The sequence below is a fragment of the Bartonella sp. AD24XZML genome, from assembly GCF_042196485.1.
Lineage (GTDB): Bacteria > Pseudomonadota > Alphaproteobacteria > Rhizobiales > Rhizobiaceae > Bartonella.
Map to the genome: position 1 here is coordinate 61,480 of NZ_JBHIQH010000034.1, position 12,838 is coordinate 74,317.

8 protein-coding genes and 1 other RNA gene are annotated in these 12,838 nt (G+C 36.9%); all 9 read right to left on the bottom strand.

The genetic code is table 11. The features are described 5' to 3' along the window. Positions 1 to 14 precede the first annotated feature (14 nt). The 9 genes from murF to ACFIMX_RS03180 all read right to left on the bottom strand — a co-directional run bounded on the left by murF (position 15) and on the right by ACFIMX_RS03180 (position 12,472). Positions 15 to 1,436 carry a UDP-N-acetylmuramoyl-tripeptide--D-alanyl-D-alanine ligase gene (gene murF, locus ACFIMX_RS03140; protein ID WP_375640435.1) on the bottom strand — a complete coding sequence of 474 codons (1,422 nt, stop codon included), beginning with the start codon at positions 1,434 to 1,436 and terminating at the stop codon, positions 15 to 17. Beyond that, positions 1,433 to 2,884: a UDP-N-acetylmuramoyl-L-alanyl-D-glutamate--2,6-diaminopimelate ligase gene (locus ACFIMX_RS03145; RefSeq protein WP_375618219.1), complete on the bottom strand. Its 1,452-nt coding sequence runs from the start codon at positions 2,882 to 2,884 to the stop codon at positions 1,433 to 1,435. The genes murF and ACFIMX_RS03145 overlap by 4 nt, the downstream gene beginning before the upstream one ends. A gap of 23 nt (positions 2,885 to 2,907) precedes the next feature. After that, positions 2,908 to 4,650, bottom strand: a complete 1,743-nt coding sequence (locus tag ACFIMX_RS03150; protein WP_375618218.1) for a peptidoglycan D,D-transpeptidase FtsI family protein — start codon at positions 4,648 to 4,650, stop codon at positions 2,908 to 2,910. Beyond that, positions 4,650 to 5,054: a hypothetical protein gene (locus ACFIMX_RS03155; RefSeq protein WP_375618217.1), complete on the bottom strand. Its 405-nt coding sequence runs from the start codon at positions 5,052 to 5,054 to the stop codon at positions 4,650 to 4,652. The genes ACFIMX_RS03150 and ACFIMX_RS03155 overlap by 1 nt, the downstream gene beginning before the upstream one ends. Then, positions 5,051 to 6,049 (bottom strand): 16S rRNA (cytosine(1402)-N(4))-methyltransferase RsmH, encoded by a 999-nt coding sequence (rsmH, locus tag ACFIMX_RS03160; RefSeq protein ID WP_375618216.1) that lies wholly within the window; start codon positions 6,047 to 6,049, stop codon positions 5,051 to 5,053. Before rsmH ends, ACFIMX_RS03155 begins: the two co-directional genes overlap by 4 nt. Before the next feature lie 264 nt (positions 6,050 to 6,313). Further along, positions 6,314 to 6,704, bottom strand: an RNA gene (rnpB, locus tag ACFIMX_RS03165) — RNase P RNA component class A. Positions 6,705 to 6,787: 83 nt separating this feature from the next. Beyond that, positions 6,788 to 7,297: a lytic transglycosylase domain-containing protein gene (locus ACFIMX_RS03170; protein WP_375618215.1), complete on the bottom strand. Its 510-nt coding sequence runs from the start codon at positions 7,295 to 7,297 to the stop codon at positions 6,788 to 6,790. Between the two features lie 1,370 nt (positions 7,298 to 8,667). After that, positions 8,668 to 9,045 carry a hypothetical protein gene (locus ACFIMX_RS03175; RefSeq protein WP_375618214.1) on the bottom strand — a complete coding sequence of 126 codons (378 nt, stop codon included), beginning with the start codon at positions 9,043 to 9,045 and terminating at the stop codon, positions 8,668 to 8,670. A gap of 2,488 nt (positions 9,046 to 11,533) precedes the next feature. Next, positions 11,534 to 12,472, bottom strand: a complete 939-nt coding sequence (locus ACFIMX_RS03180; RefSeq protein WP_375640431.1) for an ArsR/SmtB family transcription factor — start codon at positions 12,470 to 12,472, stop codon at positions 11,534 to 11,536. Between the last annotated feature and the right edge of the window lie 366 nt (positions 12,473 to 12,838).

A 12,838-nucleotide genomic window follows, 5' to 3' on the forward strand; every position in this document is an offset into this window, starting at 1 on the left:
AAAACCTCTTAAAACTATGAAGAAACCGCTTTATAGCGATCAAGCAATGCAGTCACAATATTTGATGAACAAAGGCTATTGGATGATTTAACCATCAGCAGATCCCCAGAAGAAATTTCTGCTAAAAGAAGCGGTAAAATTTTCTCAATATTTTCAGTATAATGAACCTTAACACCAGAAGACAAATCACTGACTAAAGATTTCATCGCCTCACCAAATAGAAAAACCGGATTAGCACCAGAAAGACGTATTGGTTTTATTAAATCACGATGAAGCTTTTCACTATACTCCCCTAACTCTAGCATATCTCCTAAAATAGCAATTCGCCGCCCCCCTTTCCCTACAGGTCCTGTAGCAAGAAGCTCAAGTGCAGCACGCATAGAAGCAGGATTTGCATTATAGCTTTCATCAATGAGATAAAATTCACCCCCATTTGATAAAGACAGTCGATAACGAACACCTCGCCCCTTTTGAGAAGAAAAATAGCGAAAAGAAAGAAAAACAGGCTCTAACTCAACCTCCATAGCATCACAAGCAGCAATAACCCCTAAACTATTTTGCGCAATATGGCGTCCGGGAGCACCAATTTGAACCTCCCTATCCCTCCCCCCAATACGCACAATCATAGAAGTACTATCAGTTAGAAGACGTATATCTTCCGCTTGATAATCAGCATCTTTAGTCTCACCAAAGCTTAAGATCTTCTTTACACTGCATTTCTTTGCTTTTTGAACGAGATAAGAAAAAAAATCACTATCCGCATTTAAAATGGCAATTCCTTTTTCATCTAATCCTTCAAAAATTTCAGCTTTTGCCTTTGCTATTTCTTCAAGATCTTTGAAAAAACCCATATGTCCTGCACAAATATGCGTAATGAGAGCAACATGCGGACAAACCAGTTTGACCAGAGGGCGAATTTCATCTCTATGATTCATGCCAATTTCAAAGATACCATAATCACTCTCCACAGGCATCCGCGCTAAAGTGAGTGGAACCCCCCAGCAATTGTTTAAAGAAGCGAGATTCGCATGAACATTCCCAGCCGTTGCAAGTGCTTGTTTCAAAGCTTCTTTTGTCGTTGTTTTTCCCACCGATCCTGTTATCGCGATAATCTTAGCTCTTGAACGTTTGCGTGCAGCTTGTGCAAGTTGTTCTAAAGCTTTCAAAACATCAGGAACGACAATGAGTGGAGCCGATATCTTTTTCATATCCCTCAAACGGTGTTCCGCAACGATAAGAACGCCTGCACCTCGTTCATAAGCTTGCGCAGCAAAATCATGACCATCAAGATGATGCCCTTTAATGCAGAAAAAAACATCACCTTCCGCAAGAGTACGGCTATCAATGGAAACCCCAGAAAAAGTTTCTGGCAGGCTTCCCATTACAACACCATTAACTGCAGCAACAAGTGCTTGCTTATCCCATAAAGCTGTCATTTCTTTCGGTCCTCTAAAGCTTCTATCGCTTTCAGACGATCTGAAAAAGGATAAGTTGTCTGCCCTATAATTTGGCCATCCTCATGACCTTTTCCAGCAATGATTAATGTATCACCAACTTTCAAAAGCTCCACCGCGTAAGAAATAGCCTCACCACGATCTGCTATCTCTATTGCTGTTGGCACCGCCTGTAAAATATCCTTGCGTATTTTTTCTGGCATTTCTGTGCGAGGATTATCATCCGTTACAATAACAATGTCCGCTTTATCCGCGGCAATTTTTCCCATCAAAGGTCTTTTCCCTTGATCACGATCTCCTCCACAACCAAAAACAACAATCAAGCGCCCTTGCGTAAAGGGACGAACAGAAAGCAAAACCTGCTCCAAAGCTTCTGGTTTATGAGCATAATCAATATAAACAAGGGCATTATTTTCTGTCTTTCCCACAAACTCTAACCGCCCAGGTGCCCCCTGCAAAGTTTCAAGCGCAGAAAAAACCTTACGAGGTGAAGTACCCGTTGCAATTGCTAACCCCGCTGCCATAAGCGCATTGGCTACCTGAAAATCTCCAGCTAAAGGCAAATCAAATGTATAAATATTATTTTCCACACGACACTCAATACACTGTTTTGAGCGTTGATGTTCGACACGATTAATCGTGATAAATTGCCCCTTACGACCAATTGTCAAAACACGGCGGCGCGCTTGTGTAACAACATCAATAACCTTTTGTGAATAAACATCATCAGCAAAAATCAAAGCAGGAGCAGATACAGGCAAAAGTGTATCAAACAACCTCATTTTAGCCCGCAAATAATCCTCTACCCCCGTGTGATAATCCATGTGATCTCGCCCTAAATTAGTAAAGGCACCAGCCGTTAAACGGACTCCATCAAGTCGTCCTTGATCAAGCCCATGCGAAGAAGCTTCAAGAGCTGCATGAGTCACACCTTCATGAGAAATTTCATAAAGAAGACGGTGCAAGACGACCGGATCAGGTGTTGTGAGAGAACCATAAACATTCCGTTTAGGAGAAACAACACCAACCGTTCCTATACTCGCAGCACAAAATCCAGCATAAGTCCAAATTTGCCGAAGAAAAGAGACAACAGATGTTTTACCACTTGTACCAGTCACAGCAACGACCGTTTCAGGCTGAGAACCGTAAAAACGTGCAGCTGCCAACGCTAAACTATGACGAACATTAGAAACACGTAAAATGGGAACAGATAAATCCTCAAGAACAGCATGACAGTCTGTAACGATTGCTCGTGCGCCACGCTTTATTGCATCATCTATATAGTGTCTTCCATCACTTTTTTTCCCTTGAACAGCGACAAAAACATAGCCCGGCAAAACTTGCCGAGAATCCACACTTATTCCTGTTATTTCTATTGAAGAAAGACTTTCATCTTCAACACATTCTGTAAAAACTGTTCCCAACAACATGATAACGCACCTTTATATTCATTTTACCGTTGTTTAACGAAACTTGAATTGCTCTTTTTACTTAAAAGAAGCTCATATTCTTTTTTAAAATCGGGTTTTACACCAAGAAAACTAGCTGTGCGACGAACAATATTAGCAAGCATTGGTCCAGCATTCATTCCCGCTGTTGCTGAACGCTGTCCCTCCTCTGGCTTTGGTTCATCGATAATTGTTAAAACAACATAAACAGGATCTTCAATAGGAAAAGCAGCAAGAAAACTATTGAAATTTTTTGTTTTAGAATATTTTCCATTTTCAACTTTTTCAGCTGTTCCTGTCTTACCACCTACACGATAGCCTTCTACTTTTGCATTACGTCCAGAACCAATATCACTATTTAATTGATAAAGGTAACGCATATTTTGACTTGTTTTAGCCTGCAAAACCCGTTTTGCATGGTGCAGAGTTTGTTCTTTTGTCCGTTTTAAAAATGTCGGAGCAATTAACCAACCACCATTCATTAAAGCAGCAGCCCCGACAGCTGTTTGCAAGGGTGTTGTTGCCATACCATGCCCAAAAGAAATCGTCATAGAATGTATATCCTTCCAATGATGTGGCACAATAGGGTGGGCAACTTCAGGCAACTCTATTGTGAGACGATCCAGTAATCCAAGTTTTTGTAAAAAACCACGATGTTTATCAATCCCTATCGCCAATGCCTCTTTAGCAGAACCAATATTAGAAGAATAAATAAAAACCTCCCATAACGTTAAGGGTCGATTTTTTCCATGAAAATCATGAATAGTATACCCACTACTTGCTTTTATTGGCTTTGAAGCATCAATAATACTGTTTAAATGAAAAATATTGGAATCAAGTGCCATGGCGGTCGTAAAACTTTTAATAATTGATCCCATTTCAAAAGCTCCTGCCGTCATCCGATTGAGACGATCACTTTTTAAAGCTTCGATAGGATTTCCAGGATCAAAATCTGGTAGTGATGCCAAAGCCAAAACTTCCCCCGTATGTATATTTAAAATAACAGCTCCTGCAGCAATTGCCTTATAACGCTTCATAGCCTGAATAAGTTCATCATGAACAATTGCCTGAACACGCACATCAATCGAAAGCTGAACTTGTTTTAATGATTCTTCCATGGCAAGACCAGCGGCACGCAAAGCACTCAACCCCGCATCATCAATATATTTTTCCATACCTGCAATGCCCTGATTATCAACATTCACCATACCGAGAATATGGGAAGTTACAGGTCCATCAGGATAAAAGCGACGAATTTCAGTCCGAAAACCAATTCCTGGTATACCAAGAGCCATAATTTGCGTCTTCTGCATTGGTGTTAACCCCCGCTGTATCCAAGAAAAACTAGATTTTCTTTTTAAGCGCTTATAGGTTTCCTGCCAATTAAGATCAGGCAAAACTGTTGAGAGCAATTCAATTGTTTCATCCACATCAATAATACGTCGTGGCTCAGCAAAAAGTGAATAAGTTTTAATATCTGTTGCCAATAAACGACCATTACGATCAACAATATCAGGCCGTGCCATCAATTGAAGAACTCCTGGCCCCTTTGCTTCTTCAATCTGTCCGCCTTCCAACCCATAAGAAATAAGGCAAGCCCCCATGATGCCATATAAAATTAAAAAGCAGAACAACGAAAAAAGCAAACGTGGACGACTAGAATAGGGACGACGAACAGAAACATTATGATTATTCAACGAGTTCTTTAAGCGCTTTTTCTTCTGTGAGAATAAAAAAGTCGATTTCATTACTGCGCGCCTTTTTGGACAACACTATTGATCTGAGAAGCCCGATTATTTGTCAAAATATCCTGATTATCTTCCAAGATATTTTGTTTAATCACTTCTTCAATTTGATCATGTATCCGTACCGGAATGTCTTTAAACTCCACGATTTGACGCGGCTGTATAACCTCTAACCCAAGTTCTTTCTGATAACGTTTCGCAAGTTTTTGCATGCGTGAAGGCCTTATCATCACAGCCCACTCAGCATGAAGCAAACTTACCGTATTTTTTGCTGCAGCAATTTCATGCTCAAGATGAAGAACTTCGTTCATTCGTTTTTGAACATCATATTTTACCTTATAAGTAAGTCCTGCCATACAAATCATAATCAACACTAAAATCATATCAAATGTACGAAAAACTGTCATTTTTTACTGCCTTCAAAACTGGCAATCTCTGCTAAACCAAATAATTTCATATCTGCTGCAAGAGCCTCTGCTTCAGTCCGTACACCAATACGCAACCTCGCAGAACGTGAACGAGGATTTTTCTGTAACTCCTCTTTAGTTGCCGTGATCCCACCTCTAAACAAAGGGAAAAATGTTGCTGGAGCAGCCTTTATTTCAGGAAGATAGCGTGATCTCATACACTCTCTAGAACGAGCCGAAAAAAATCTTTTGACCATACGATCTTCAATAGAATGAAAACTGACAACCCCCAAACGGCCTCCAGCTTTTAAAACGCGTTCAGCAGCAAATAAACCACATGCCAATTCACCAATTTCATCATTAACATAGATACGAAGAGCCTGAAATACACGTGTTGCCGGATGAATGCGATCTCCCGGCTTACGTCCTATCAACGCTTCGATAGCATACGCCAAATCACCTGTACGCAAAAAAGGCTGTACAACACGACGCTTTTCAATCATCCGTGCAATTCGTCCCGCATAACGCTCTTCCCCTAATATCTTAAAAATACGTGCCAAATCCCTTGCTTTTAAATGATTGACAACATCGCTTGCTGTAAAACCAGTCTGAGCCATTCGCATATCCAATGGACCATCTTTTTGAAAAGAAAAACCTCTTTCTGCTTCATCAAGCTGCATTGAAGAGACACCAATATCCAAAATAACTGCATCCACCTTCTCTTCAACGACACGATCGAGCTGTGAAAACGCCATATGGACCAAACGAAGGCGTGGAAAAAATTCTTCAACAAGCGATTGTCCCGCACTGATAGCATGAGGATCACGATCAAGAGCGATCACCTGTGCCCCTGCCTTTAACAAAGCGCGCGTGTAACCACCAGCACCAAAGGTGCCATCAATCACTTTTGCTCCAACCAATGGCATAAGCCCAGCCAAAACTGGCTGCAACAACACTGGAATATGGCGTTCAGCTCTTTGATCCTGCTTTATCAAAATAATCCGTCTTGAAGTTATGCTGTCTTAAATCAACAGCTCTCTCATGGCAACTGATCTTAGAATAACCTGGTCTTCAACTTTCACATTAATCACAATGAACGAAAAAACTAAAGTTATCCCAAAACAGATCCTAACGCATTATACTTAAAGAAATGTTATAATTTTTTTTAACACCCTTTGCTCAAGTGTCCATTTCAAACACATAGACTCCATAAAAGACCATATATAATTGATCTTATAAAATATCGCCTATCATCATGAAATATCAGTCGGCCTATAAGCCGGGTTCTGTAGAGTAAAGCTTACACTTTACATGGCAACCATTCATCTGGGACGGATGTTACCATCCGCCTCGTGCAACCTACCCGAATGACTCGCCCGGAAATCGGCTGCAAATTAAATTTTGCACGTCATTTCTATTTGGTCTTGCTCCCGGTGGGGTTTACCTTGCCACATTCATTACTGAATGCGCGGTGGGCTCTTACTCCACCCTTTCACCCTTACCTATAAAAATAGGCGGTTTACTTTCTGTGGCACTTTCCCTAGGGTCACCCCTGCCGGGTGTTACCCGGCACCGTCTTTCCATGGAGCCCGGACTTTCCTCACCTGCCGTATTTCAGTATCAGACAAGCGCGGCTGCCCAGCCGACTGACATACTGATTTATAAAACATTTTCTGCTCCGTGAAAATAGCATCTTAAAATATTTTATGACAAACCTCTCTCAACAGATGTTTTTATTTTAATGAAGCCAGATAAGTCTTTACTTTTGCGCAATATTTCGCTGAAATAGAATTCATTTTTTTTGCAGCATGGCCTGCATTATATTTAAGGATTGTACCACATGTACTTCCACCACTGAGTTTATAGGCCCGTGCCAAATAACGCATACCATATTCAAGATTGGTCGCAGGATCATACAAATCCTGTACAGAACCACTAAAGCCCAACCCTCGTGCCGTAGAGGGTTTAATTTGCATCAAACCTATTTCGCCAGCAGCCCCCTTTATACCTGCCTTATAATTACTTTCAACTTTTACAACAGCATGTGCTAAATTAACGGGAACATTATATTTATTCGCAAATTTCTGAATAAGAAACTCATAAGGACGATCAGGAATCTTAGAAGCAACAATCACTGAGGATTCTCCTGATTCCGCAACATTTAAGACACTATGAGTCCAACTTACATCAAATACAAAAAATACAGCACACGCTGTATTTAACAAGATTTTCAAAAATTGCATTTTCTTTCTCTTCACTCAAACATTCTCGAATTCTAGCCGCAAGTAATTTGCAAATGTATTATACAAAAAAGAAAGCAAAATAACGTCTTTAAAAAGGAAATAGTAAGACAATTTCAAGCTAAAATTATAAAATAAAAGAATATCTCTTTATGCAAAAATCATAGATTGCTCTATATCATAAAATAAAGAAAATAAAGAGACTATAATTAATCTTATAGCGTATTAAATAAAATGATATAATCTATAAATTGCGGCTATCGCTATTCTATAAATCAATTTTTATATTAGAAAAATCGCATCTTAAATAGATGTAACATTTTTTACATAAGATTATTAATTTTTTTATTGAGATCAATCCCTCAAAGCAAGAGAGACAAGAATATCTTTTTACCGAAGATCCTCAATATCAAAAAAGTTTCACAAAAAATATAAACTGTTATCAATACTTCTCTCTGGTTAATAAACACCCACAGCACTCTTTATGTCCGATAAAACCCCAACAAATCATAAAACAAATCCCCGCTCCCATCATTGCGCATAAAAAATTCATAAATATACTAAAACCATCATACTCTTTACCAATTCAAAATATTGCAACAGACTTTTAGCTCTCAAGATGCCTCAAAGAAGCTTTTTACTTCTTTTTTTGAAAGAGCTTTTATCCACACAAGCCTCTCACTTGTAGTGCACAAGAAAGTGATTTTGATTTTTTCACCATGAATAAATTTAAAACGAGAGAATTTTGCAATTCTTAAGATTCTCACTTAATATGAAAATGACAAATTACCATTATAAAACAATATGCTAAAAAAGCTATATCCGTCTTTATCTCTACAACAAAGCTTAACAATTACTTTTGTCTGTTTTTTTGAAAAATGTTAGGAAACTCAATACCCCCAAAGCCTTTTAAATAAAAATAAACCCTCATCTTCATTCAAATATTTTTTTCTTTGTCACAGACTACCATCTTATCAGCCTTGCACTTCATTTTCAGAAATCATACAAGTGGATAAATATCCTAAAATCCGTAGAACAAAGAAAGCTTAAATCCTTTAAAAAATTTTTATTTTCTCATATCAAATAAAAAAATAACCGGCATATAAAACACGGTTAACGTGTTTTTTTATAGTCAATACTGCTTTTGTCATTGTAGCGATTGATAATGCAATTAACTTGGACCAATACCCTTGATAGACTTTCTATCACTCCTGTAATGATTGCAACATTACCCTTATACTCCAATTGCTTACCTTTTGAGAGATAAATTTTGTTAATACCTTACAAATTAATTATCTCCTCGCACTTTTCAAGACTTCACGAAAAGCTCTTGCTCCTTAAAATAAAACCCAAAAGCGCGATTAAAAAAATAGCTAAAAATAAGCATTAGCAATGGAAGGACGAGAAATCGCTTTTGAAAGAGCCATAGCAACAGTTTCACCAGATTTGTGAGCCTGCTCACGACTCTGACCACTTTTAAAAGCAAGCGCAATTACATCACGACGCAGCTGCGCAATAAACACCTCTTGCTGTTGAGGACTCATCTTAGAAAGATGCTTGATAATATCTGGAAAAGATACAGACAATCTCTCTAACAACTCCTCCTCTGTTACATCAAGCTTCTGAGAAGAAAAAGAAGAGCGACCGGAAAAAAACTGATAAACAGCACTACTTTGAGAAGCAAAAAAGACAGCGCCAAAAATAAAAAATACAAATAAAATAAAAACAATACGACGCGAAAAAGATTCCATTATCTCTTACCTAAAGATCATAGAACACAAACATAGATTCCTTTTATGATTCTCCTTATAGCATTCAACGATGCTTCAATAAAGAAAAATCAAATTATTGAAAATGAATACGCTAACACTATCCGCCCAACAAAAACTGCCCCTCTATGTATTTAGGTAGTATAGGCGAAACAATAACAGATCTTACACTTCCCCCTAATAACACGCTACAACATCCCCCAAAACAATTATAAAAGCCTGACTGAGGAAATCCTCAGTCAGGCCAGACAATCTAGGGGATCCACGCGGGGGGGGGGAGGAGGTTCCCCGATCGTCCTCTCACATCAACCACTAAGATAGCCGATGCAATATTCTTGCTATGGAATAAAATTCTTTAAACAACAAGAAATTCTTATCATCTTCTACGCAAAAAAACATAAAAGAGTTATAAATTGTTTAAAAATGTTTAAATTTAGGCAAAAAAAGTTTAAAATGACCCAATTTGAAGCAATTTTATTTCAAGAAGCATCAATTGGAATCTACGATCATTATAACTTTTAAATAGTTTCTTTCATAACTCTGATAATCATAATCAAAAAAAACCGTAATTTCTACGTATCCACCCTATAAAAATCAAACTATATAAAAGTAGAATCACTTTTCCAACAGCAATCACCACAAAAATAAAAATGTAGATTTTTAAAATCTTATCTATCTTCATAAAAAATTCTGTAAATGATTATTAAAATATTGTCGCATCTCTCATGTAACAATCAATGAAGAATTTAAACAGCTTAATTTTATGAAAAAATGAGAACTCTGAAGGTATTTGTTTCGAATCACGTCCTATAATCATTCCAAATAACGATAAACTATTTTACAATAACCAACAGGCTCTAACGCATTTTAACATAACAAACCGAGATCAATGCAGACCGTTTCTCTTAATCTCTATCATTTAAATGATCCCGTAAAATAATACACACAGTAGTTTCTATGCTCAAAAATTGTTATAGTCTGTTCTTCTAACGTAAATAATGCATTGATTTACAATCATAACTCATCATTTTACAACTTACATGAGAGATCTCAAGAACGTGAGATTCCCTTATTTTAAACCTTCGTCTATTGAATCAATGAATAGCCATACTACGGCACATCACAAACAAGAAAAAGCATATGGATAAAAAACATAAAACGATGATGCCCTATCAATTTTACGCTATACTAACGGGCTGCATCATAAAATGAGCAGTAAGCATAAAAAGAAAAAATCACTTTTGGCAAGAAAAATGGACTTATTTAATAACCTTTTTAATAACCTTCATACTTCTCATGATAAAGAGATACGAAACTTTAGTGTAATATCACGCTTTTCTTTTCTACTTTCAGCCACGGACTATCCATAGATTATCGTCAATCTTATTTTTATGAATATAATGAAAAACACATAGACAAACGCCATATATGAATGCTTGTAAGAAGAAATAAACGTAAAGTCAGATACGCTATTATAACCATTGTTGTACAAAATGTTTTTAAAATTCAGAATATCACTTCAATCCATTACTAATTTATGAGTAATTTTATGGCGTCATCTACCAAGCTTTTACGTTTGCTATTACTTGTAAATCAACACCTGCTCCTAACATGGCAATATGCTTGAGATAAAGACTAGAGCAAATGAGAACCATGTAAACAGTCCCAGCTTTTATATGCCCAATTAGAGTAAAAATATTTACGTCTGTTTGAGTAATCTTAAAAAAGCCATCATTTATTTTGAACGAAACATAAAAGCCCAAAGATAAAAACCTATTGCCATCTTTACCATCCCTTTCATTTGCCTTTACGACTTTCAAACACGCTCATAACGCTGTGTTTTAAATAATGAAAATCATGCATTGTCTTACCCTTTTACCCCTTCGTCTTTTTAGAGCATCTTTTTGCACCCCTCACTAAAAATTCCAAGGTACTTCTTATCTAAGCACCTGTTTAAAGAAACATCGTAAGATCTATTGGGTACCACCATTTTTGACATTTATGAAGGTATGAGCCATCACTATATTATATTGTGCGCTATTACATCATATCGCCGCCGCTCTCATATTTAGAAATATGTATTTCCTTTTACAAACGGTATTATTTAGATAAATATCTTCTCTTGTAACAAACAAACAGACTCTTTTGGATTCTGAAACAGGAAATTTGAAATGAAAAAATATTCCTATATTCGAGCCTCTCATTGAAATCTAAAAAATCAATATATTGGCTAATAAAACAAATATGATATCAAGACACCTTAAATAACGATCCTCATAGGTTTAACTCTATAGAAGATGCTTTCATTACACAGTACACAGCCACCAAGCCCCTGTAAAACACCAATACTCTCATATAAAAACATAATACAAATGTAAAAAACAATAGATTATCAATGATTGAATAAAGTTTTATCTCTACGCTATTCCTTAAGAAAAATCAGAGAATAAAGCAGGTCAACAAACGCGATTTATGCAAAATTGACTTGTTTATCTTTGATATCGTCAACTAATAAACGCGGATCACGAGCAAGCCAAAGCGTAACCATACCTTTCTCACTGTTTTCATTTTGTATAGGAGTAAGACAAACCGTTTGTTCTAGAACAAGTCTCGTATTTTTAAGCCATTGTTCTATTTGTAAAGCCGAAAATCCAAGACGCATATGCACTTGATCAGAATATGAAGACTCAATTTCATGATAAACAAAATCCACAATCAATAAACGGCCATGAGGACGCAAAACACTTGATATCTCATGAAGGAATATTTCAGGGTTTTCAAAAAAATGTAAAACCCAATGAAGAATAACTAAATCAAAAGTTGTATCTCCAACAGACAAGTGAAAAACATTGCTATCAAGCACGACTTGAACCCCATGCGTATAAAGATTAGAAAACAATTTTAAGATAGAGTCTTCACCTCTTCCAATATTCAGCATCGTCTGAAATGGTTTATCGCCAATGATTTCAAGTAAAGCGTTTTCTACACCATGATCTGCCATATAAGATGACCGTAATACATCCCGTTGCAACGCATTTTGTAAGAAATACTTCTTCCTCGTTTTTTGACGCTGCTTTTTAACATCCTTCAAACGTTCTAAATCATGCGCTAACAACACATCATTCTTTGGCAAAGCCGAAAGAACACCCATCACAATGTCTTCACCCCAAAAATCATGACAAAGCTTAAAATAAAGGCTATCCCCCTTCTGATAACGCTCAATCAATCGTGCTTCGTACAATAAACGTAAATATCGTGATATACATGCTTGCGACTGATCAAGAATAAAAATAAAATCAGGGATTGTTAAATCTTCATGATGTAAGAGCCTAAGAACACGTAAATGGCTTACTTCTGCGACCGCTTTCAGCAGCTCAACCATTGCATCTAAACTTGCACTTTTTTTCATAATTATCCCCTCAACATTCCTATAAACATTTGTTTATAGGAAAAAAATTCAAGTATACAACGCATATTCTCATCTATTTTGTGCTCTCTATTTTATCATACTATGAAAAAAATAGGCTAATGTAAAAAACGAACAAATCTTATCCATCTGCTTCTCATTATAATATTCATGATAAATCAATCCAAATCATTCTCTTACAGCTCATAAACAGAGAGGACATATAGATAAAAATATCTTTTATGCCCACCTCAAAACAAAAACTGTATACCATTGAGAAAAAATAAATAACATGATGATGCCAGCTTGCATTTTTATTAAGTAAAGATGGTAATGCTCAATGACCAGAGCATTTGTAGAAGTAGTGCT